22 protein-coding genes are annotated in these 23094 nt (G+C 59.7%); 8 read left to right on the top strand and 14 right to left on the bottom strand.

Annotated features, from left to right (window positions below; all coding sequences use genetic code 11):
* Positions 1-139: 139 nt before the first annotated feature.
* A complete protein-coding gene (locus LCH65_RS03725) occupies positions 140-820 on the top strand; it encodes a membrane protein (RefSeq protein ID WP_003363504.1) in 681 nt (226 codons plus the stop codon).
* Positions 821-917: 97 nt separating this feature from the next.
* Complete coding sequence (locus LCH65_RS03720; protein ID WP_226439160.1) at positions 918-2531, top strand: NAD(P)/FAD-dependent oxidoreductase; 1614 nt, start codon at positions 918-920, stop codon at positions 2529-2531.
* Positions 2532-2659: 128 nt separating this feature from the next.
* Here the strand turns inward: LCH65_RS03720 and LCH65_RS03715 are convergent, their stop codons facing one another.
* The 5 genes from LCH65_RS03715 to dinG all read right to left on the bottom strand — a co-directional run bounded on the left by LCH65_RS03715 (position 2660) and on the right by dinG (position 8710).
* Positions 2660-3124 (bottom strand): glycine zipper 2TM domain-containing protein, encoded by a 465-nt coding sequence (locus LCH65_RS03715; protein ID WP_003363510.1) that lies wholly within the window; start codon positions 3122-3124, stop codon positions 2660-2662.
* Positions 3125-3271: 147 nt separating this feature from the next.
* Positions 3272-3919, bottom strand: a complete 648-nt coding sequence (gene pdxH / locus LCH65_RS03710) for a pyridoxamine 5'-phosphate oxidase (RefSeq protein ID WP_003363512.1) — start codon at positions 3917-3919, stop codon at positions 3272-3274.
* 74 nt (positions 3920-3993) lie between these two features.
* The gene (locus tag LCH65_RS03705) at positions 3994-5154 is read right to left on the bottom strand and encodes an OmpA family protein (protein ID WP_226439159.1); all 1161 of its coding nucleotides are present in this window, start codon (positions 5152-5154) and stop codon (positions 3994-3996) included.
* A gap of 153 nt (positions 5155-5307) precedes the next feature.
* Entirely contained in the window at positions 5308-6456 is a 1149-nt protein-coding gene (locus LCH65_RS03700; protein ID WP_096105349.1) for a serine hydrolase domain-containing protein, read from the bottom strand.
* Positions 6457-6565: 109 nt separating this feature from the next.
* The gene (gene dinG, locus LCH65_RS03695; protein WP_003402334.1) at positions 6566-8710 is read right to left on the bottom strand and encodes an ATP-dependent DNA helicase DinG; all 2145 of its coding nucleotides are present in this window, start codon (positions 8708-8710) and stop codon (positions 6566-6568) included.
* 107 nt (positions 8711-8817) lie between these two features.
* On the opposite strand from dinG, the gene LCH65_RS03690 reads away from it, so the two are divergent.
* The 3 genes from LCH65_RS03690 (at position 8818) to LCH65_RS03680 (ending at position 11480) form a co-directional block, all read left to right on the top strand.
* Entirely contained in the window at positions 8818-9282 is a 465-nt protein-coding gene (locus tag LCH65_RS03690; protein ID WP_003363517.1) for a CopD family protein, read from the top strand.
* A gap of 180 nt (positions 9283-9462) precedes the next feature.
* Positions 9463-10422, top strand: coding sequence for a nucleoside-specific channel-forming protein Tsx (locus LCH65_RS03685; RefSeq protein WP_054082128.1), 960 nt, complete (start codon positions 9463-9465; stop codon positions 10420-10422).
* 26 nt (positions 10423-10448) lie between these two features.
* Positions 10449-11480: a purine nucleoside permease gene (locus LCH65_RS03680; RefSeq protein WP_096121166.1), complete on the top strand. Its 1032-nt coding sequence runs from the start codon at positions 10449-10451 to the stop codon at positions 11478-11480.
* Between the two features lie 69 nt (positions 11481-11549).
* On the opposite strand, the gene LCH65_RS03675 is transcribed toward LCH65_RS03680, so the two are convergent.
* The 8 genes from LCH65_RS03675 to LCH65_RS03640 all read right to left on the bottom strand — a co-directional run bounded on the left by LCH65_RS03675 (position 11550) and on the right by LCH65_RS03640 (position 18872).
* Positions 11550-12308, bottom strand: coding sequence for a hypothetical protein (locus tag LCH65_RS03675; protein WP_003363522.1), 759 nt, complete (start codon positions 12306-12308; stop codon positions 11550-11552).
* Positions 12301-12576 carry a DUF1145 domain-containing protein gene (locus tag LCH65_RS03670; protein ID WP_003363526.1) on the bottom strand — a complete coding sequence of 92 codons (276 nt, stop codon included), beginning with the start codon at positions 12574-12576 and terminating at the stop codon, positions 12301-12303. The genes LCH65_RS03675 and LCH65_RS03670 overlap by 8 nt, the downstream gene beginning before the upstream one ends.
* 244 nt (positions 12577-12820) lie before the next feature.
* Positions 12821-13768, bottom strand: coding sequence for an EamA family transporter (locus LCH65_RS03665; protein ID WP_226439158.1), 948 nt, complete (start codon positions 13766-13768; stop codon positions 12821-12823).
* A 15-nt stretch (positions 13769-13783) separates the two neighbouring features.
* Positions 13784-14881, bottom strand: a complete 1098-nt coding sequence (locus LCH65_RS03660) for an arginine deiminase family protein (protein WP_226439157.1) — start codon at positions 14879-14881, stop codon at positions 13784-13786.
* A gap of 15 nt (positions 14882-14896) precedes the next feature.
* Positions 14897-16060: an ATP-grasp domain-containing protein gene (locus tag LCH65_RS03655; protein ID WP_096136718.1), complete on the bottom strand. Its 1164-nt coding sequence runs from the start codon at positions 16058-16060 to the stop codon at positions 14897-14899.
* A complete protein-coding gene (locus tag LCH65_RS03650; protein WP_058397245.1) occupies positions 16057-17268 on the bottom strand; it encodes an ATP-grasp domain-containing protein in 1212 nt (403 codons plus the stop codon). Before LCH65_RS03650 ends, LCH65_RS03655 begins: the two co-directional genes overlap by 4 nt.
* Before the next feature lie 14 nt (positions 17269-17282).
* Positions 17283-18170 carry a 2Fe-2S iron-sulfur cluster-binding protein gene (locus LCH65_RS03645; protein ID WP_226439156.1) on the bottom strand — a complete coding sequence of 296 codons (888 nt, stop codon included), beginning with the start codon at positions 18168-18170 and terminating at the stop codon, positions 17283-17285.
* Between the two features lie 24 nt (positions 18171-18194).
* Positions 18195-18872, bottom strand: a complete 678-nt coding sequence (locus LCH65_RS03640) for an iron-containing redox enzyme family protein (protein ID WP_003363540.1) — start codon at positions 18870-18872, stop codon at positions 18195-18197.
* 46 nt (positions 18873-18918) lie between these two features.
* Here LCH65_RS03640 and LCH65_RS03635 point away from each other — a divergent pair, with 46 nt between their 5' ends.
* From LCH65_RS03635 to LCH65_RS03625, 3 genes are all read left to right on the top strand, one after another.
* Complete coding sequence (locus LCH65_RS03635) at positions 18919-19248, top strand: hypothetical protein (protein ID WP_146050547.1); 330 nt, start codon at positions 18919-18921, stop codon at positions 19246-19248.
* A 264-nt stretch (positions 19249-19512) separates the two neighbouring features.
* Entirely contained in the window at positions 19513-20010 is a 498-nt protein-coding gene (locus LCH65_RS03630) for a DUF6231 family protein (protein WP_003363541.1), read from the top strand.
* A 3-nt stretch (positions 20011-20013) separates the two neighbouring features.
* Entirely contained in the window at positions 20014-20487 is a 474-nt protein-coding gene (locus LCH65_RS03625) for a YchJ family protein (protein WP_003431189.1), read from the top strand.
* Positions 20488-20616: 129 nt separating this feature from the next.
* Here the strand turns inward: LCH65_RS03625 and LCH65_RS03620 are convergent, their stop codons facing one another.
* Positions 20617-23052: a TonB-dependent receptor gene (locus LCH65_RS03620; protein ID WP_226439155.1), complete on the bottom strand. Its 2436-nt coding sequence runs from the start codon at positions 23050-23052 to the stop codon at positions 20617-20619.
* Between the last annotated feature and the right edge of the window lie 42 nt (positions 23053-23094).

The following is a 23094-nucleotide window of genomic DNA, read 5'->3' as shown; positions in this document are numbered from 1 at the left end:
TTCGCGAACACGTTCGCTCCTACAGTCAGCGTCAAACCTGAACGATAGTCAAAGCCACTGCTCGCGCGATAAGCATCCCGACCCTTGTGATGCACCTCCAGTCTGAGTAACGTGGCGGCACTTGTCTGGAGACCACATCATGTTCGCTGCCCGTTCCGTCCTCGTATTTGCTCTTTTACCGCTGTTTGCCGGGTGTCAGTTGCTCGGTAAACAGGCCGAGGAACCGAAGGTTTCCACGGCGGGCATGCTCCGTATGCAGGGCGACCTGACCGGAGAAAACGGCCAGCTGCTGTTCAAGCCTTGTAACGAGCAGCGTCGCTACGTGGTCAAGGATCGCGGCAACACCGGTATTCTGCAGGAAGCGGCCTCGCTGGCGGACAGCAAGGGCACGGTGTTTGCCGATCTGCGCGGCAGTTTTGCTGCGAGCAAGGCGGCCAACAGTGACGGACAGCTGGACCTGCATCAGTTGTACCGCGTCGAACGTCCCGGCCAGGCCTGTGAAGACCTCAATTTCAAACGCCTGACATTGCACGTCAATGGCAACAAGCCCGCCTGGAACGTCAATGTCAGCGGCAAGGGCATGGTTCTGGAGCGCGAGGGCGTTGCCCCACTGGCGTTGCCCTACGTGGAAGAGAAGCTGCCGGACGGCAGTTTCAGCATCAGCAGTGAAGCCAACAACCAGCGCATCGAGATCTGGGTCGCGCCACAGCGCTGCGTCGACAGCGTCGACGGCTCGGTGCAACACCTCACCGCAGAGCTGCGCATCAACGGCCAGGCCCAGCGTGGCTGCGGTTATTACGGCGGTTCGCGCGACGACTGATCGCCCAGGCTCGCCGCCAAAGGGGTTCAGCGCTTATAATCGCCGGTTCTTGTAGTGCTGTCGGGCTGAACCTGCGGCCCGAAAACTGGACCCCTTAATGTTACGAATCACCGAACTCAAGCTGCCGATCGATCATCCGGAAGAAGACCTGCGCGTTGCGCTCTTGAAGCACCTGGGTATCGACAGCGGCGAACTGCTGGACTTTACCCTCTTCAAACGCAGTTACGACGCGCGCAAAAAGTCTTCCGATCTGTGCTTCATCTACACCATCGACTTCCAGGTCAAGGATGAAGAGGCACTGTTGCGCAAGCTGGCCAATGACCGCCACGTCGGCCCGGCACCTGATGTCAGCTACAAAGTCGTCGGTCACGCTCCCGAGGGCCTGACAGAGCGTCCGATCGTCGTGGGTTTCGGACCCTGCGGCATTTTTGCCGGGCTGCTGCTGGCGCAGATGGGCTTCAAGCCGATCATCCTCGAGCGCGGCACCGAAGTTCGCCAGCGCACCAAGGACACTTGGGCACTGTGGCGCAAAAACGTGCTCAACCCCGAATCCAACGTGCAGTTTGGCGAGGGCGGTGCCGGGACCTTTTCCGACGGCAAGCTTTACAGCCAGATCAAGGACCCGAAATTCATCGGCCGCAAGGTGCTGCACGAGTTCGTGAAGGCTGGCGCGCCGGAAGAAATCCTCTATGTCAGCAAGCCGCATATCGGCACGTTCCGCCTGACGGGCGTGGTCGAGAACATGCGCCATCAGATCGAAGCACTGGGCGGCGAAGTGCGCTTTCAGCAGCGCGTGACCGACGTGATGATCGAGGATGGCCAATTGCTGGGCGTGCAGCTCGACAGCGGCGAGCAGATCGAGTCCCGGCACGTGATTCTGGCGCTGGGCCACAGTGCCCGTGACACCTTCCGCATGCTGCACGGCCGTGGCGTGTTCATGGAAGCCAAGCCGTTCTCGGTGGGCTTCCGCATCGAACACCCGCAATCGTTGATCGACCGCGCGCGACTGGGCAAATATGCCGGTCACCCGAAGCTCGGCGCAGCCGATTACAAACTGGTGCACCACGCCAGCAACGGCCGCTCGGTCTACAGCTTCTGCATGTGCCCTGGCGGCACGGTCGTGGCAGCCACATCAGAGCCCGGCCGAGTGGTCACCAACGGCATGAGCCAATACTCACGCAACGAGCGCAATGCCAACTCGGGCATCGTGGTCGGTATCTCGCCGGAACAGGACTACCCTGGCAGCCCGCTGGCCGGTATCGAGTTGCAGGAGCGTCTGGAATCCCACGCCTATCTGCTCGGCGGCAGCAGCTACGAGGCTCCGGCGCAACTGGTCGGCGACTTCATTGCAGGCAGGGCCTCGACCGCTCTGGGCAGTGTTGAACCATCCTACAAGCCGGGCGTGAAGCTGGTGGACCTTGCCGAGGCCCTGCCCGCCTTTGCCATCGAAGCGATTCGTGAAGCCCTGCCTGCGTTCGACAAGCAGATCAAAGGCTTCTCGCTGCACGACGCTGTGCTGACCGGCATCGAAACCCGTACCTCGGCACCGCTGCGCATTACCCGCGGGCCGGCGCTGCAAAGCCTGAACACCAAAGGCCTTTACCCGGCCGGTGAAGGCGCTGGCTATGCGGGCGGGATTCTCTCGGCTGGCGTGGACGGCATTCGGGTGGCTGAAGCGCTGGTGCGCGACATGCTGGGGATCGAGGGCTGACCCCAGGAAACAGGGCGTTCGATACATCGTCTTCGTGAGCAATGGGCATGATATTCACGCCCATTTACGCCTGGCAATAAAAAACCCCGAGCATTGCGGCTCGGGGTTTTGCTGTGCGGTGTTACGGATCAGTGAGTAACGCGGCTGGTGCCGTTGACGCTCATGATGCGCACACGCTCGCCGACCCGGAAAATCTCGTTTTCCTGAACCTGCTGCACGTAGGCACGCATGCTGCCGTCATCCTCACGCACGGTGATTTCAACACCTTGCGTACGGGTCAGGCCTTCCTCGGTCGCCGAACCCAGCAGGCCGCCGGCCACTGCGCCGATCACCGCTGCCACGATACTGCCGCGACCGCCACCGATAGCGCTGCCGCCCACACCACCAACGACTGCACCTGCCGCGCCGCCGATCGGGGTCTTGGTGCCCTCGATCTTGACCGGACGCAGGGATTCGATCGTTCCCATGCGAACTGTCTGTACGGTCCTGGCCTCGTCACGGGAGTAGGAATCACCGGTCAGATTCGAGGTACAGCCGCCCATCATCAGTGCCATGGCAGTGAACGAAGCAACCAGAAGAGCAGACTTGCGCATAAAAGGAATCTCCAGAGGAATCAGTGGCCATTAGACTACCCGACAAAGGCGCTGTCACGGCCCCGAGCCCGCAAATTAAATTGATTCAGGCCTCATACAGCCACGGCCCGTATAACGCTCAGACGATTGGCCAGACGAATAATTCAATCAGGGTGCAAGGCGCTCGCGTGTCCATCTGTCGTCTATCAAACGATAGTTCAAACGGTCGTGAAGTCGACTGGAGCGACCCTGCCAGAACTCGATCCGCTCGGGCAAAAGACGATAGCCACCCCAATGCTCGGGGCAGTGTGGCTGGGTGTCTGCGAAGCGTTGTTCCGTTTGTCTGATCAGACCTTCCAGTTCGTCGCGATCGGCGATCACACGACTTTGTGGCGAGGCCCATGCACCCAGACGGCTGCCCAGAGGGCGCACCTGGTAATAGGCGTCGGATTCTTGCGCAGAGACTTTCTCGACCCGACCCTCGATACGCACCTGGCGCTCCAGTGTCGGCCAGAAGAAGGTCATCGCGGCAAATGGACGTGCAGCGATCTGCTGGCCCTTGGCGCTTTCGTAGTTGGTGAAAAACGTAAAGCCCTGAGTGTCCAGGCCCTTGAGCAGCAGGACGCGGCAATGGGGACGTCCTTGCTCATCAACCGTCGCCAATGTCATGGCGTTAGCCTCGACCGGCGGCTGCTCGGTGTTCACCGCGTCGGCAAACCATGCATGGAAGAGTGCAAAGGGCTCGTCCGGCGATTGCGCTTCGGTCAACCCGTCGCGCGTGTAATCACGGCGCATATCGGCCAGGGTCTGGGTCATGGTCTGGTTCCTGCGGGGTCACGGATCGACCCCACGCGAAGCGTCAGTGACGATCCGCGTGGGTGCTGACAGGCTTAGTTACTGGCCTGGCTGTCATCCTTCTTGGCGGGCGTTGCGGTTTTGGCCGGGGCCTTGGCGGTGGTTTTGGTCGCTGCCGGCTTCTTGGCCGCTGCGGTGGTCTTGGCTGGCGCGGCCTTCTTGGCGGTGCTGGCTTTGGCCGGTGCAGCTTTCTTGGCGGTGTCTTTCTTCGCAGTGGCTTTCTTCGCAGGTGCGGCGGCAGGTGCCGGGGCGACTGGCTTGACGTCCTGAGTCGCGACCATGGTCGGCGCAACTGGCGGCAGTGCGTAGCGGCTCATCAGCGCGCGCATGGTGTCCTGCGGTGTCATGAGGATCTCGACCCGGCGGTTGAGCGCACGCCCTTGCAGGCTGTCGTTGGCGGCGCGCGGCATCACAGCACCCATGCCACGCTGGCTCAGGCGATTACGCTCCAGGCCACTGAGACGGAAAATCGCGGCAACCGACTGCGCACGCTCCTGGCTGATCTTCTGGTTGGCTTCGGTAGGACCCGAAGTGTCGGCATGACCGAGAATCAGCACGGCAGTTTTCTGATCGCCTTCTACCACCTTGGCCAGACGGGTGATCGGACCCAGCGTGTTGGGCAGCAGCATGGCCGGACGGTCGGGGTTGAACGAGCTGTCGACGGGCGCGGTGATTGCCAGCAGGTCTTCGCGACGCTCCAGCTGGAAAGGGCTGTCCTTGATTGCAGCGCGCAGGCGCGGCTCGTATTCGTCCAGCCAGGCCTGGGTCACTTTCGGATCAGGCATCGGCAGCGCTTTCGGCTCGTCCTTGGCGGAGTCATTGCCAAACGGCCACCACCACTTGCTGTCGGTCTCCGACTTGGCAACCATCGCCGGTGCAGCAGGCTTGGCGGCCGGCTTGTCGGCCACGGCATCAGGTTTGGCCTGCGCGTTATCGTTCGAGCCGAACGGCCAGTACCACCGCGCGCTGTTTTCAGCACCTGCCTCAGGTGCCGGCGTTGCAGCAGCCTTGGCAACCGGAGCGGGCGCCGGGCTCGGTGCCGGAGCCTTGGCAGCGGTGCCTGCGTCAGCGGAGTCGCTGCCGGAACCGAACTGCCACCAATGGCCTCCGGTTGCAGCAGAGTCGGATTGTGGGGTTTGCGCACAGCCGGTCACGGCGATGCACAGGGCGAGAACGAGGCTTTTATTAGACGACATGGGTAACCCGCAACGGTTTTGATCAGACAGAAGGACGTAACTACGCCGGTATAACATGCATAAAGATGCAGTTGGAAAAAGAAACCGTCGTACGGTTCCTGTTACAGCCATTTAACTGACAGTCGGTATGAAACAAGCACTTATGGCCGATACTTACTGCAAACACTCACGCAGAACCCCGACCAGTTTCTGAGCGCGTGGGTCCATCAGAATGTACGGCCCCAAGGTGTTGGTAACGAAGCCAAAGGCAACCTCGCCATCAGGATCGGCGAAGCCCACCGAGCCGCCCGCCCCCGGATGGCCAAAGGCCTTTGGCCCCAGGCCGTAAGTCGCGTTGGCAACGCCCGGCTGATCGAGCATGCACCCCAGTCCCAGACGGGTCGAGGTCAGTAATGTCTTGTCCTGACCGAGGCTGTGTTCACGGGTCAGCTCATTGAGCATGTCTGCTTCAAGCAGGCTGCCATCGAGCAGACCGTTATAGAAACCGGCAAGACTGCGCGCATTGCCGTGACCGTTGGCCGCTGGCTGCTGCATGCGGCGCCACTCCGGCTTGTTGGTGCTGGTCATGATCGACGGCGGGTTGGTGAACGCCTTGGCTGTGATCGAAGCCGGTTCGCGCATCGTCGCCTGAAGCACGCGCTGGGCAGCGTCGTCACCGGCATTGCCTTTGCCACGCGCGATGTGGGCCACGCGATGAAACTGGTCATCCGCCAGGCCCACATGAAAATCCAGCCCCAGCGGGCGGGCGATACGCGCAGCAATGGATTCACCGGGACCTCGACCATCGGCGCGGCGCAGCATCTCGCCCACCAGCCAGCCATAGGTGATCGCTGCATAACCATGCCCCTGACCCGGTGTCCACCAGGGTTCTTCGGCGGCCAGGGCGGCGGTCATGATGTCCCACTGGTAAAGCGCTTCGGCAGGCAACGGCTCACGCAACGCGGGCAGGCCGGCCTGATGGCAGAGCAATTGGCGCAGGGTGATGGAGGCCTTGCCCGCCGCGGCGAATTCGGGCCAGAGCCTGGCCACGGGTTCATCCAGCTTCAACTTGCCCTCTTCGACCAGTTGCAGAACCGCCACGCTGGTGAAGGTCTTGGTGCAGGAGAACAGGTTGAGAATGGTGTCGGTGTGCCAAGCCTCGGCACCGTCCTTGTCGGCAGTGCCCGCCCACAGATCGATGACGGTCTGGCCGCCGACCTGAATGCACAAGGCAGCACCACGCTCCTGCGGGTCGTCAAAGAGCGCCGCAAAGGCTTCACGTACTGCTTCGAATTGAAGTTCGTAATGACCCTGGATCTGCAACGGCTGACTCCTGACTGGCAACATGAGCCTGGCGACAGGCTAAATGGCGCGTATTGTTTCAGCGATCGAGCGCTTTGGGAACAGATGTGAAACGCTCTTCATCTTTGGCTCAGGTTATTTCCCGGCGGAACGGTGGCAGCGCATTGAGAATCGCCTTGCCATAGCGCTGGGTGACCACGCGTCGGTCCAGCAGCGTGATGGTGCCGCGGTCCTCTTCGGTACGCAGCAAGCGGCCACAGGCCTGTACCAGACGCAACGAGGCATCCGGCACGGCGATCTCCATGAACGGGTTGCCACCACGCGCTTCGATCCACTCGGCCAGCGCGGCCTCGACCGGGTCATCCGGCACCGCGAACGGGATCTTGGCGATGACCACGTGTTCGCAGTAGGCGCCGGGCAAATCCACACCCTCGGCAAAGCTGGCCAGCCCGAACAGTACGCTGGACTCGCCGCTGTCGACGCGTGCCTTGTGCTTGTTGAGGGTTTCCTGCTTGGACAGATTGCCCTGAATGAACACCTGCTTGCGCCAGTCACGGTCCAGGCCGTCGAAGACATCCTGCATTTGCTTGCGCGACGAATACAGCACCAGCGTGCCTCGCGAACCTTCCACCAGACCCGGCAGGTCGCGAATGATCGCTGCGGTGTGGGCCACCGAGTCACGCGGGTCGGCCTTGAGGTCCGGCACGCGCAGCACACCGGCATCGGCGTGATGGAACGGGCTTGGCACCACGGCGGTCACCGCCCCCTTGGGCAGGCCGGCACGCATGCGATAGCGGTCGAATTTGCCCAACGCGGTCAGGGTCGCCGAGGTAACCAGCGCCCCGTAGGCGATGTTCCACAAGTTGCGACGCAGCATTTCCGCCGCCAGGATCGGGCTGGCATTGACCTCGATATCGAACATTGCACCGCTGTCGGCCAGGGTCAGCCAGCGCGCCATTGGCGGGCTGTCTTCCGGGTCTTCGGCGGTGAAGGCTGTCCATAATTCCCAGTTGCCGTGCGCGCGGGCCAGCAGGCTGCCGAACAGCGGATACCATTCTTCGGCCTGATGGCTGGCGATGCCGATGTTGACCTCACCGTCCATGCCTTCCTTGAGCAGCTCGGTCAGGCGCGTGAACAGGTCGTCGAGGCGCGCAAAGCCCTTCTTGAGCTCGATGCCCATCTCGCGGATGTGCTCGGGAATCACGCCGCCGACAAAGCGGTGACGTGGACGCTCGCGGCCCTGCATGTCTTCACCGGCGCGGAAATCCGCCAGTTGCTCGCAGGCACCGAACATGAACTGCTGATGGCCCTTGATCTCGCGGGCCAGCTCCGGCACCTGCTCGATCAGCTTGCCCAGATCGCCGGGCAGCGGATGCTGGGCGAGCAGCTTGGCGAGGTTCTTGGCGGTCTGTTCCAGCCAGTCGGCGGTCGATTTCAAACGGGTGTAATGGGCAAAGTGGCCGATGGCCTTGTCCGGCAGGTGATGACCCTCGTCGAAGACATACAAGGTGTCACGCGGGTCCGGCAGCACTGCACCGCCGCCGAGTGCCAGGTCAGCCAGTACCATGTCGTGGTTGGTGACGATCACATCGACCTTGCCCATGCCTTCCCGCGCCTTGTAGAAGGCGCACTGCTGAAAGTTGGGGCAGTGCCGGTTGGTGCACTGGCTGTGATCGGTGGTCAGACGCGCCCAGTCCTGATCGGCGAGTTCCTGCGGCCAGCTGTCGCGATCGCCGTCCCACTTGTTGCCCGCCAGCTTCTGCAACATGCTGGTGAAAAGCTTCTGACTGGCCTCATCGACCTCGATCTTGAAGCCTTCTTCCTCGAACAGCTGCGCGGTCGCGTTGGTCGCGTCACTTTCCTGCAGCAATGCGTCGAGCTTGGACAGGCACATGTAACGCCCGCGCCCCTTGGCCAGGGCGAAGGTAAAATTCAGACCGCTGTTGCGCATCAGGTCCGGCAGGTCCTTGTAGACGATCTGTTCCTGCAGGGCGACGGTCGCGGTGGCGATTACCAGCCGCTTGCCTGCCGCCTTGGCAGTGGGAATCGAGGCGATGGCATAGGCCACGGTCTTGCCGGTACCCGTCCCGGCCTCGACGGCCACTACCGCAGGATCGCCCGAACGACGGCCCTCTTCATCGGTGTCAATGTCCCCCAGCACCTTGGCGACTTCAGCGATCATCAATCGCTGGCCATAGCGCGGCTTGAGGCTTTTGGCTTCGAGGAAACGCGAGTAAGCGCCCTGGATCTGGGTTTTGAGTTCGGTACTGATCATTGGCTTCGGTTCGGGGGCACGGCTAAAAAGGCTGGATAAATTTTCAGTAGTTCTGAGTGGGCGCTATCATAGCGCGCTAAATCCATCCGCGCAGAACGGAGTGTCCGATGACCGCTTTTTCTACTGTCTATACATTGCATCTGCTGGCTGCCCTGGTGTGGGTTGGCGGGATGTTTTTCGCCTGGATGGTGTTGCGCCCAGCAGTCATTGCAGCACTTGAAGGCCCTTCTCGCCTGAAAGTGTGGGTCCAGGTGTTTCCGCGCTTCTTCGCCTGGGTCTGGGCTGCGGTGGTGCTGCTGCCGATCACCGGCATCGGCATGATTCAGCTCAACTTCACCGGCTTTGAAACCGCGCCGCGTTATGTGCAGATCATGATGGGCCTGTACGTGGTCATGGTTGCGCTGTTTTTGCGTATCCAGTCATTGCAACTGCCGGAGCTGCGTCGTGCCGTGGAAGCCGAACAGTGGGCCGAGGGCGCCGCGGCATTGGGCCATATCCGCCGCCTGGTCGGCATCAATCTGATTATCGGTTTGGCCGTGGTCATGCTCGCCGCTGCTCGTCCGGGCCTTTGAGGTAAAACGGAACATCGCGGGGCACTGGCGGTGACACCGCGCACAGCTTGCGGGCGTTTTCCTGCCCGATCGGTCATCTTCTGCGCCTGATATCCAAGGCATTCAACATCTTGAAACAGTTTGGCATGGGCTGTGCAAACGTTTGCGATCAGCAGTACGCGCCCACGAAAAGGAGCTTCAATGCCACAGCCGCCGTTCACTCGACCCGCAACGCCCTCAAGACTTCTCATGCCTCTGCTGTTCGCCGCCGCTGCGGCGCTGCCATGCACCAGCGCGCTGGCACAGCCCGCCGCTACCGAAGACTCGGCGCAGGGCGAAGCACTCAGCCCACCTGCCTCGCCCAAGGAAGGTAAAGGCGCGTATTTTTCAGACTGGTTCAACCAGGACCTGACGCTGATCGGCAGCAAGGACATCAGCTTCGGCCCCAAGCCTAACGATGACATCTACCTGGAGTACGAATACTTCGGCCGCAAAGGGCCGTTCGAGCTGTATGGCTATGTCGACGTACCGAAGATTCTCGGCATCGGCAATGATAATGACAAAGGCGTCTGGGACCATGGCTCGCCGCTGTTCATGGAGCACGAGCCACGCGTCTCGATCGACTACCTCGCCGGGCGCAGTCTGGCCATTGGTCCGTTCAAGGAATGGTACGTCGCCTTCGACTGGATCTATGACCACGGCAGCAATACGGCGAACCGGGCCAACACCCTGTACAGCGGCCTGGGCACTGACATCGATACCCACTCGCGGGTCAATCTGTCGGCCAACTTCTATGGCCGCTACCAGTGGGAGAACTACGGTGCCAGCAACGAATATTCGTGGGACGGCTATCGCGCCCAGCTCAAATACATCGTACCGATCAGCACGTTCGACAACGGCGCCTCGCTGACCTATATCGGCTTCACCAACTTCGATTTCGGCTCGGACCTCAAAAACGATCCGGCACGCACCGGCAACTCCACGGTCGCCACCAATGTGCTGCTTTACGCCTTCACGCATCTGCGCTTCACCCTGGTTGGCCGCTACTTCCACAACGGCGGCAACTGGCAGGACGGCAGCGAGCTGAACTTCGGCGATGGCAACTTCCGCGCGCGCTCCGACGGCTGGGGCTATTACGCAGGCGTGGGTTACCAGTTCTGAACCTGATTATGACGACAGGAGTTTTCATGAAACACACAACTCGCAATACCCTCTGCGCCACGCTGGCACTGCTTAGCCCGGCTGTCTGGGCGGCTACCGCGCCGGTGGCACCGGTCACGCCCAAGGTCATGCTGGTCGCCATGTTTGCGCCCGAAGCACAGAACTGGATCGACCGGCTGCATCTGACCAAGGAGATCCAGGTGCCCGGCCTTGCCGCCGAGTACCCGGCCATCCGCTGCAATGATCAGGACGTCTGCCTGCTGGTCACCGGCATGGGTCAGACCAATGCCGCAGCATCGACTCTGGCCCTGGCCCTGTCGCCGCAATTCGACCTGCGCAAGACTTACTTCATCGTCGCGGGCATTGCCGGCATCAACCCGCACCACGGCACACTCGGCACCACGGCCTGGGCACATTATCTGGTGGAATTCGGCACGCAGTGGGAAATCGACTCCCGCGATGTGCCCAAGGAATGGCCGACCGGTTATCTGGGCATCAACACCAAGGGTCCGAACGAGAAGCCGCCACTGGATTACAAGACCGAAGTCTTCGAGCTCAACCCCAAGCTGCAGGCCAAGGCGTTTGCCCTGTCGCACAAAGTGATCCTCAGCGAGAGCAAGGAATCAGCAGCCTGGCGCGTCAAATACCCTTATGCGCCTGCCAACCAGCCGCCGCAGGTCACGCAGTGCGACACGCTGGCAGGCAATACCTGGTTTTCCGGCACGCGTCTGAGCGAGCGTGCGGAAGTCTGGACCAAGCTGCTGACCGACGGCAAGGGCGTGTATTGCACCACCCAGCAGGAGGATAACTCCACCTACGAGGCTCTGTTGCGAGCGAGCAAGGCCGGCAAGGTCGATGTCAATCGCCTGGCTGTCGTGCGCGCGGGTTCCGACTTCGATCGTCCGTATCCGGGTTACAGCGAGGTGGACAACCTGCTCAAGTACGCCGATCAGGGTGCCTTCGTCCCGGCGCTGGAAAACCTCTACCGCACCGGCAACCCGCTGGTGCAGGCGATTGTCGGCGACTGGAAGAATTGGGAGAAAGGCGTACCGCAATAATGTGATGTGAAGCGGGTCGCGACTGTCCGGATCATGGCCTTGCACCTGATCCGGACAGGCTCTCGCAGATTACAGACGTTGCAGGATCAACGCGCCTGCCGGTCCCGGAGCACCTGGCAGACCGGGCTCACCCTGTCTGCCAGCCTTGCCGCCTTCAGCGCGGTAGACGATACAGCCTTTGGACGCACCGCCCTTGCCTGCCTTGCCGCCCTCGCCCCCCTTGCCCGCCGCACCACCCGCGACATTCACCTTGATGCGCTCGGCCGGATAGCTCTGTGGCAGTTCAAGACGCACCTGTGCGCCCGCAGCGCCATCGTGACCATTACCGCCGCTGTCGCCGTTGTAACCACGCCCGGCCTGGCCCCAGGTACAGCCCGGGTCTTCGCCCGTGCCGCCGTCCAGCCCGGCATAGCCTGGGCTGCCTGCGCCACCACGGGCGTCAATCGACAGTTCTTCGGCATTCAGGCTCTGCAGGCGCAGGGTCAGGTTGCGCCCTGGCCGTGCCGGTTTCTCGAAAGTACCCGGCGCGCCCCGTGCGGTGATCTGGCTGCCGGTGCCGAACTCACCGTGCAGCACGACCATATTGAACGCCTGCACACCAGGGACGATGGCGATTCGCGCTTCGTGCCCCAGCACCAGCTCGCCAATCTTCACATCATCGATCCCGGCCGGGATCAGCAGAGTGCCGTAGTCGGCCACTTCAAGGCGCTCGACCTGCAGAACGCTGCTGTTGCCAGGCAGACGCATCAGCGAGTGTGGCGCAACGATAATTGCCTGGGCCATGGCCAGAGGGCTGAACAGTGCCGCCAGCAGAACGAGCTTACGCATGAGTGTGCCCCCTGACCGAACGGCCGATGGATTGAACGTGAAAGATGCCGAAAAGAATGATTTTGCCCCGGTCGCGCCACGGATGCCGGCGACCGCGCAGGCTGCCGTTGAACAGAATCAGCTCCAGCAAATGAGTCAACAACAGCACCGCGCCTGCCATGTCGATCATCACGCCAAACGGGCTGGGCGCCTCAATCGCCGCGTTGACCAGCACCACCAGCCAGAAGCCCAGCATCAATATCTTTCCCAGCCCCCAAAACACCTTCATTGCCTGCCCACCCCTTGTCATGATCCATTACGAAATTGCAGTCTTCGCATGCTTTTCGTCGCCGCACAGTAGACGTGCTGTACGCCGAATATGCCAGCGGTGTGTTGAAAAAGATCCGCAATGATCTCGACGCAAAACAATGTTTGTGTTCGGCAATACTGCAATCAAGGATAGCGGACACCAAAAAGCCCTGTCACAAAGGATGCAGGGCTTTTTGCAGGACCTCTGATGTGTATCGAGCCTGTCAGGCCTCGCTGGGAGTCTTGGCCTGGACGACTGGACGTACCACCGGCACCGGGCGCTTGTACCACCAGACACCTGCCAATACTGCAGCAACGCCAACCCATTGCACGAACGTGAGCTGCTCATCGAAAAAGAAGAAACCGATCAAAATCGCCACCACCGGACGGGCCAGTGCAGAAACAGAGGCCAGTACCACATCGACGTGCCTGAGTGCATATGCCATCAGGCCATGGCCGAGAAGCTGGCTGATCAGCGCGAGCAACGCAATGACCACCCAGCCGTACACGGTGTCCGGCAGAACCTTCGGACTGGTGAGCAAAGCGATGGGCAGTAACAGCACTGCACAGGTAAAGCTGTTCCAGATAATAATCTTGCGAGACGTGAAGCAGTCGCGCAACGACTTGATCATGATCAGGTAGATCGCATAGAAAAGCGCCGAGTTGAGGGCCAGCAGGTCGCCGGTCACGCTCTGACTGGAAAATGCCACGCTGGCACTGCCGTCAAACACCAGCAGACACGCCCCGCCGATACTCAGGGCCAGCGCCAACACTTGATAGACGCCGATTTTTTCCTTCATGAACAGATAGGACAGCAGCGCCACGAACACCGGGGACAGGTTCATCAGGACCGACGTGTTGGCCATGCTGGTCAGCTTGACCGCCCAGTGATTGGACAGCAGATCCACACACGACACCACGCCCGACAGCACCAGCAACCAGAGCATCGCCCGCCGGCTGCGCGCCGTACCGACGGTCCCGGTCTCAGTGTTTTTACCTGCTGGCCAGGCAGCCAGCGCAGAGGCCATACCGCCCGCCATGAACATTCGCAGCATCAGGGTAGACGTGGCATCCACTTCACTGAGTTTGACGAACGCAATGGCGGAGGCCACACCGATGGTACTTATGATCAGTGCCAGAACGGGCAGAAACGCCTTATTACCCAGCTTCATGACGGTCCCTCGAAGTTATAGGAGTTGAGTGGCGCAATGAATGCCGCCGAACTGCTTTTGATGCTCTGTACAGGCGATCAGATGAACATGACAGTCATGCTCAGCCAACTGATCAAGCAGGCGCACCGGTGCGTTCTGATCGATCCAGACATGGTTGCCCAATGACAATGCATTTGCGCACCATGCAGCCATCATTTCTTCGTCCAGCGGTATCAGCCCGATACCCGCGACCTGTGCTGCCTGGCGAAGCGTCAGGTCCTTGTCAGTCAGTTGCCAGCCCGATGACACGCGCCGATAAACGTTGACCAGGGATCGGTCGGCTGCGTCCGCTCTTTTCGCGTCGACCAGCAGGGCGCTGCGCAGCAGGCAGGCGTAGTGATCCAGGTGAAACTGTTCCGGATTGCGCCATACGTCCTGCACCGCCAGCACAACTTCACCCTTGAGCAGGTTTGAAGCCAGCAAGAACTCCAGCACTGGAAGCTCGGTACGAAAGCCGATGTTGATCACGGATACGCGTTCATTTTCCAGATAGTCGCCGCCCTCGAGCACCTGATCGAGTTCGACGGGAACGTGACCATGTGCAGCGACCACCTGCTTCACCACATCAACCTCACGCGCCCTGTCCTGACGCTTCAGACGCCCGAAAACCGGCTGTCCACCTACGTTCATGAAGTGGTCCCGCGGAAACAGAAGTCCGTACAGCGGTTGAATCCGGTAACTCTCGTAGGTAGCGTCCGGACTGATCCGGCCCAACTCGTCATCGTCATGCAGCCGTAGCTCGGGCTGGTTGATGATGATCTCGGCCAACTCCTGCCGACTGCAGCGGAACAATTGCTGGTGAGCAAGCTGCTGGCGCCCGTGTTCGACGTTGTCGGCAAAGCGCAATGCATGCCTTGCCAACCGCCGCATATCCTCGATGGCGACATGCGGACCGTCCTCACTGAACAGCGCATCGGACAGGAAGACGGTCGGGAAACCCGCTGCATTGAACGAACTGGCCATAGCCATGACATCGGCATCTGCCTGCCGAAGCGAATACGGCTGCTGCGATTCCATGAATACCGACATGGAAACAGGCTGCACGACAGAGGGAAGCTGCAGGAGCACTTTCATCCAGGGTTCCAGAAATCAGGTTGCGCGAATCGACGTCTGCAAAATATTCATGCACTGCACAATGGCCTGCTCTATCGCAGCCTGGCTGTCGGCGGCGAAGTGCAGTCTGGCGGGGATATCCTCGTAGCTGAACGCACTTGAATCGCCCTGAGACTGCACGCTGCTATACGTCAGCAGCGGATGGGAGAGCTCCATCTGCGGATCGAAGGTGAACCCGCCGGGGAACGGATTGGGCATCATCAGAAAACCGGTGATTCGGGTGTCTAGCGGAGCGATGGCCACTTCGAGCGCGGCGCGGGTCCAGAGCTCATACAGGTCGATCCCCTCGCTGCGCAACGCGACAAACGGAATCTCGCCGCCACCGACGCGACCGCCGATCTCCAGAAACACCAGCTCGCCACGACGCTCGATGATTTCCAGGTGAATGGCCTGGTTGTGCAGGTTGAGACGCAGGCAGACTTCTTCGGTGAACGCGCGAACCCGCGCGATGAATGCCCGGTCATCGACTGTGACCGAGCCGAGCGGCAGGCCGTTGCGAAAGTCCAGGCAGGTGTTCAGGTACTTGGACACCTTGAAGTACGGCATGCTGTCGGCCGCCAGTATCGCGTCGACATGATAAATATCGCCTTCTATATATTCTTCGACTTCGTAGCCATTGAAATCCGGCAGGTCGGGTATGTCTTCCAGGCGTTCGATCTTCACCACGCCGTCCGAGGCGGCGCCCACCTGGGGTTTCAGGATGACCGGAAAGCCGTGCTCGCGACAGAAGGCTTCGACGCCGCTGCGCGACGCTACATTCCGGTACTGAGGATAACGAACCGAAGAACCGGTCAAGGCTTCCTTCATGCTCGCCTTGTTACGGCACAGCAGGTTATCGGCGACCTTGGCACCGGGTATGTTGAATTCGGTACGCACCAGCGCAGCGGCATCCAGATCGTATTCCGAAAAGGCGATCACGAAATCGACGGGCTGACGACGATGAATGGCCCGCGCTTCATGAAGTATCAGATCGGCGTCCAGTACGCTGACTTCGACCACATTGGCGCTGACCTGCGGATCAATCAGTCGCGAGTGCCCTGCCAGTGATATGTAGGAGACATCGACCTGCGAGTGATCGATGTAGTTGCGGTAGTCCGAAAGCTCGTCGTCATAGCGGTTGATGATCAGGACATGCTTCATACGATTCCAACCTCTGTGTGTACCCGCCCGACGAGGCTTCTTACAAGCGCCTCGTCGGCGCCGCCGAACATGACGTAGCCAATTCTTGAGGTCCAGTCCTGATCGGAGCCCAGAGCATCTCCGGCCCGGTAATACACCTGATGCGAGAGGTAATACGGACTGTCGAAAATGTCGGAGAGCCCCTGCAGTTCGGTAAATTCGCTCTTTTCGCCTCGCGGAATGAAGGCGATGGCACTGACGCCGTTCGCACATGGCACGGTGCGACTGTCGATGTCCAGGTACTCACACAGCGTCTCTTTGGCCAGGTCAATGCCGCTGGCACGCCTGATCAACTCGACGATATTGTCGCCTGGAAGGCGGGCCGCCAGTTCAACCGCCACCGGCTGGCCTTGTGGCGTTACACGCAACTCCAGATGGAACGGCCCGACGTTGAGCTTTATGGCCTCAAGCACCGCCAGCGAGTATTCGGTCAGCACCTTGCGAAACCCTTCGTCATAGCCCTGGCCCACAATGTGACCGACTTCGACGAAGTACGGCTCCGAGCCGAGCAGTTTTTCCGTGATGGACGCAAGGGTGACGCTGCCATCGCTGCGCACGATGCCTTCGACACTGTATTCCGTGCCGGGAATGTACGCTTCGACAATCAGCCGGCCACTGGCAGTAAAGCCGATGTCGTCGGGCAATGATTGACGGAATGTCTCCACCGCTTCGATCAACTCTTCATGGCTGTAGAGCTTGCGCACACCGATGCTGCCCGCCATATCGATCGGCTTGACCACCGCCGGAAAGCTGAAGCCCTCCGGCACCGATACCGGGGCGTGGGCATCCAGAAGGAAAAAGCCGATAGTGCTCAGCCCCGCGTCAGTCAGCCGACTGCGGAAATTGAATTTGTTGCGCACTTTCTGTACTGCACTGTCGTGCAGATGCGTTGTGCCTGACGCTGCCCCCAGGCGCGCGGCCATGGGCACGGCGTACTCCACACCGGGAAGAACGGCGCGGATGTTTCCCAACTCATTGATTTTCTCTAGCTGTGCATCGAAATCACCGGTGTCGATCTTGATGACCTGACGCACCTTGGCCCGCAACTCAGCGTTGAGCTCCTGCTCGCCACCGTCACAGGAAAACACATAGACATCGACGCCCAGTTGCTGCGCCGCATTGATATAGTTAATGCCGGATGAAACAGGATCAATGACAACGATGGACATGGCTCAGTCTCCGACTATCCAAAACTTTCAAGTTCACACAAGGGAAGGTTCTTTAACTTGCCGATCACCCCATCCGACCCGACGCCGATGGTGAGCGTGTCGTTCATCAAGTGTTCGCCAATGGCGAAGTCAGGGTGGGTCCATTCGGAAAATGGAAAGTTGGTGACCTGAACGTCGCATCCAACCGTCTTGCGGAAGACCTCTATACACCCCGCGTGATAATCGCTTAGGCCTGCACGATTGACGGCGTAAATGGCAACTTCACTAATTCCGTACTTCGCCACCAGTTCCTGCGCACGGCTCAGTGCCGCCCCCATTCCACTTCCACCGCTCACGACATTCAAACGACTCAGGGACTGTTCATAGACCGGCAAGGCAGGACTTGCAATTGAATACTCCAACGGTTCGCCAATTGGCCACTGCACCAATAAGCCCGAGAACAGGCCACCCTCACGCAACTTCACATGGCAGGTCAGGCTGTCGTAATCCTTGCCACCCAAGGTGACCACGGAATAACTTCGTACCGCTGAACCCTCGGGGTATTTCAAGCTGATGACCGACTTGGCGTTATAAAAAACCTTTTTGACCTCAAGCACGACTTCCATGATTTGCCCGGACAGAATCCGTTTGCTTTTCAGCCTGGCCTTATGAAAAGTGCTGATCGCAACGCGGATATCAATATCCGTTTCAGCACGACTGACGCATGGCAAAAAGGCTTCATTCAAGGCAACGACTTTTCCCTGTTCCAGAACGCGACCCGAAACAAGTGTGCACTTGCACACTCTGCACACCCCTTTGAGACACCCCCTTACCAACGCTTCATGAGAAAGGGCATCGGTAAGGGGGTGCTGACTCTCGGCGGTGTAAGTCTGGTCTCCAATACGAACACTGTAGATTGCCATTACACCGACCTTGAGTAAGGTGTATTAAAGCGTTGCTGCACGCAGGGCCTGGAAGTACTCACCGACCATCGGCACGAATGCCTTGATATGAACGACAGCCTTTTGCAGATCCTTCTCGTCCTTGATAACCGACGCCAGCATGTTGTTCATCATGCCGCTGTGGTCCTCGGCTTCGTCGAAAGCCACGTGCGAAGCCGCTCCGCTGACCGCTGGCTGGCCCATGCTGGCGCTGGCCTTCTGAGTGATGAACGAGCTGTACTTGTCGCCGTAGTATTCGAGGAACCAGTCCCAGGTGATCGAGGACAATGGCCCGAACTTGCTGACGCAGAAGTTCAGGTAACCCATGAGTTTCCAGGTTTCCGGAAAGGCGAACTGCGCCTGAATATCGGAAGGGGAATAGCCGTACGTAGCGAGGTCCTGACCGAACATTTCGTCGTGGCCGAACTCATCATACAAATAGTAGGACAATTGTTTGGCCGCGGAAATGTTATCGACCGCCGCAACCTGTACAGCCCGTGCGTCCAGTTCGTTGTTCATGTGAATGCGGATCACGCACTCCAGGATATGACGCTTGTAATAAGACTCATTGAACCAGTCGCCTTTATGGAACTCGCCCATGACAGTGTCTTTTTTGAATTCTGCTTCCAGGCAGGCGTCAACGGTGCTTTCAAGCGTCTTTAGCATCTCAGCGGTGGATATCATCGTTTGCTTCTCTCCATGTTAATCATTAATGGCTTAATGACATTTAATGTTCAGCGCCATGCTGAACCGTGTTATCCGTATCACAACAAAACAAATGACCGACGGCCTGAACCGAGAGCAAAAGCTGATCGAGTGGTCAAACAGCGATTGCGTAAAACAAAAAATGACGTCAAACAGGCGCCCCAGCCTATTGCCAGATGCGGCAGCTGAACAACCAGCGTTTTTAATAGCTGCACCGGCACGCACCCGAATGACCCGGGCAATATCATTGCTTTGCGTATTCAACGCGCACAGAAAAGCGGTTCATCATAATGAACGCCGCACGCCTAATAGCCCGTGGTCAGAATATTCTGCATGCCCGCCGGACACACAGTGAGTGCCACGCCTTTATCAAGGCATCGCAGAAAATACAATTGAGTTACATTGGGGGTGTTTAGGCGTCGCGTCCATGCAGTCACTCTTGGGATCCAATTTGTGCCGGGGATCCTAATACCTCTTAAAACAGCTTGCAAGTAACTTTATAATCTAAGTATCTGCCAAATGGCTTAATGAACCAGTCGCTGCACCTGAAGGCCCGTGAACGACGCTTTCCAGACCTCGCCGGGCAGGCTAGTCTTGTCAGCCAACCAGAGGACTTTCAATGACCGTCGGCTACTCGAACCGTACGCCCCAACAAGCGCTGGCTGCCTTGCTCGATCGCTATGCGCCGCAGCGCCTGCTGTTGATCGGCGCTCAGGCGTTCCCGGCGTTGCAGGCCTTTCAGGAGGCCCATCCGCAGACCGAGGTCGCGCTGGCCGAACCCGGTGCGCTGCCTGCCCATCTGGCTGCGCAACGTTTCGATCTGGCGCTGGTGGTCGATTGCCTTGAGCACATCCCCAAGCGTACCGGCCTGGAACTGTTGGGTGGCATCCGCAACCTCAACGCCAGCCGCATCGCGGTGCTCGCCGATTTGCAGGCCTGCGGCTGGCAGGAGACGGATTTTTTCTCGCTGGCGCTGCAGTCCAGCGAACGCTTCGCCCGCAACGAGCAGGTACTGAACCTGTTTACGTACGACTTGCGTGAGTACAAACAGGTGCCCGACTGGCTGAACGCGAAGTACTGGGCCAACCCGGAGAATTTTGGGAAGTATTGGTGGTGACCTATGAGTAGTGCCATTTGCCCTTGCGGCAGCGGCGATCTGTTGCTGGCCTGCTGCGGTCGCTATCACGCAGGTCAGCCTGCACCCGGCGCGGAAAAGCTGATGCGCTCGCGTTATAGCGCCTATGTGTTGGGGCTGACCGACTATCTGGTACAGACCACTTTGCCGGTGCAGCAAGACGGGCTGGACCGTGAGGCTATCGCGCAGTGGAGTGCGCAGAGCACTTGGCTGGGGCTGGAGGTGGAAAGCTCGGAGGTGTTCGGCGGTAAGCCGGAGCATGCGTTCGTGACCTTTACCGCTCGCTGGCATGACGGCAATGGTGAGCACAGTCATAAGGAGCGTTCGTCGTTCGTGCAGAATCAGGGGCGCTGGTATTTTATCGACTCTACCGTGCCGTTGAGGGCTGGGCGTAATGATGCGTGTCCGTGTGGCAGTGAGCAGAAGTTCAAGAAGTGCTGCTCGGCTTATGTGGACTGAGTTGCGTCTCTTTGCTTGAGCGTCGAGAACTCTGCGGTTGACCATCGTTCCCACGCTCCGCGTGGGAATGCAGTTCGTGACGCTCTACGTCACACAGCGGTCTGCCTTATCAGGTGGATTGGGCTCACCTTAAAACTCCAATTGCGCCGAGAACGCGACGGTGCGTGGGTCGCCCAGGTAGCTGCTGTTGAGCCAGTATTCCTTGTTGGTCAGGTTGCTGACGTTGACGCGCAGGGTCAGGTCGTTTTCTGAGAGGCGCAGGCGGTAGCGGGCTCCGGCGTCGAAGGTGGTGAAGGACGGCAGGTCGTTTTCGTTGCTTTGGTCGGTGTATTGCTTGCCGGTGTAGAACGCCCCGCCTGTCATGGCCAGGCCTGGTACCGGGTTGATGTCGTACTCGGCATAGACCTTGGCCAGTTGTTTGGCGACGTTGGTCGGCACGTTGCCTTCATCCGCGGCGACGCCGGTTTTCTTGATTTTCGGGTCCAGTAAGGTGAAGCCGCCAACCACAGTCAGTTCCGGAATGACCTTGCCGGTGACGCTGAATTCCAGGCCGTTGTTTTCCTGACGTCCGTCAACCACGTAAATGTTGCCACCCGTGGTGTAGCCGTTGGGCTTTTCGATGTTGAACAGCGCCAGGGTCAGCAGGGTTTCGCCCAGCGTCGCCTTGGCACCAATTTCGTATTGCTCGCTGATTTCAGGCGCAAACGCCTGGCCGGCATTGAGCGTACCGCTAGGCGCGACGCCACCCGATTGCAGGCCTTCTATATACGTCGCATAGGTGGTCAGCCACGGCAGTGGTTTATAGACCAGTGAGATGTTTGGCGAGGTCTTGCTTTCATTGTATTTCGTCTCGGTTTCCGCCGAGCCGAACGCCTTGGCATAGACGAACTCGTTGGCGTAGGTTTTGATCTGCGTGTTGGTCACCCCCAGGATCGTTGACCATTGTTCGTTGAAGGTGATGACGTCACCGATCAGGACATTGTTGCTTTCCGAACTGTTGGCCAGGCGCTGGTCGCCATGCCCGATCGAGTACGACGGTTTACCGACCTGAGGCGTCTGGTCCAGCGGTATTGTGCCCACCGGCGAGGTGTATTGCGGGCCTGGCTGATCGGGCGTGTACGGGATGTGATCCTCGTACTGTTTCTGGCGCGAGGTATTGCCTTGATAGCCCACGGTGACCTTGTGACCGATGAAACCGGTATCGAACGCCGCATCGAGAAACAACGAGCCGGTCTTTTCTTCGGTTTCAATCGGGGCGAAGGCATACAGCGGCTGCGAGTAAAGGCCCGCGCTGTAGACCGTCGGCCCGGTGTAGGTGTTCTCCGAGGTGTACTGCTGGGCAGCGAAGGCTGCGCGCAAGGTGAACGTATCGTTCAAGCGCCATTTGGCGCGAACACCGGCCTTGTCGGACTCATAATCGGAAAACGACCACTTCTGGCTGTAGAGCTTGTCGTTGTCCAGTGATGCCGCGCTGGGACGCAGGGACTGGTCACCGAAATACCAGTAGCTGGTCAGGCCGCGAATCTCGGTCTTCTTGTGCGAGGCGTCGAACTGCACCAGCAGGTCGTCGGACACGTTCCAGTCCAGCGCCAGGGAAATCATCTCGCGACGCCGCTTGTTCAGATCGACGGCCGTTTCGCCATCCTGGGTCAGCACATTGAGGCGATAGGCGAATTTGCCCTCGCTGTCGATCGGCCCGCCGAAATCACCGTGCAGGTAGTAATTCTCACCCCCGGCATTGCCCAGGGTGACGCTGTTGTAGCGTTGATAGGTCGGGCGCTTGAGCACGTAATTGACCAGCCCGCCCGGCGAGGCCGGACCATACAGAAAGCCGGTCAGCCCGGTAATGACTTCCAGCTGTTCCATCTCTTCCATGTAGTTGCTGCCGTCGGCACCGTTGGTGAAACGCAGCCCATCATTGGCGATGTTCAGGCTGCCCGCGCTGCTGAAACCGCGAATGTTGACGGCACTGGCGTAGCCGGCGCTGGTCGGCGAGTACATCTGGGTGAACGGGTTGTGCTTGATGACATCGTCCAGCGAGGTGGCCTGGATGTTTTTCAGCAATGCCTGAGGCGTGACGCTGATGGAATAAGGCGTGTCCTGCAGCCTCATGCCACCCAGCGCGCCGACGCTGCTGACGGTCTCGCTGCGATAACCCGCTGCTTCCGAACCTTCGAGGGGCGTGCTATTGGCTTTGATGTTGACGTCCGACAGGTTCAAGGCGTTCTGTTCCATGACCATCAGCGTGTAGGTGCCAGCGCTGCTCTGCACCAGTTGCAGACCGCTGCCACGCAGGGCCTCGCGCAAGGCCGTCGCCGCATCGAAATTGCCTTTCACCGCCGAGCTGGTTTTGCCGGCGACCAACGCCGGGTCAAGACTCAGTGCCAGACCACCCTGGCTGGAGATCCGATTCAGCGTGGTCGCCATCGGGCCTGCGGGCAGATCATAGGCAACCACGCTGGCCTGCTGCGCCGCCATCGACAGCGGGCTGGTCAGAGGCGTGCACAGGGCGATCGCCACGGCCAGCAGACTGGGACGCAGAAGGGTGTCTAACGAACGGGACATCGGGCAACTCCTGATGGAATACTTCTCAATGCCTGTTAGCCG

The organism is Pseudomonas sp. MWU16-30316 (genome assembly GCF_020515645.1).
Taxonomy (GTDB): domain Bacteria; phylum Pseudomonadota; class Gammaproteobacteria; order Pseudomonadales; family Pseudomonadaceae; genus Aquipseudomonas; species Aquipseudomonas cerasi.
The sequence above is the reverse complement of the archived record's forward strand: the minus strand, read 5'-3'. Positions and strand labels throughout refer to the sequence as shown.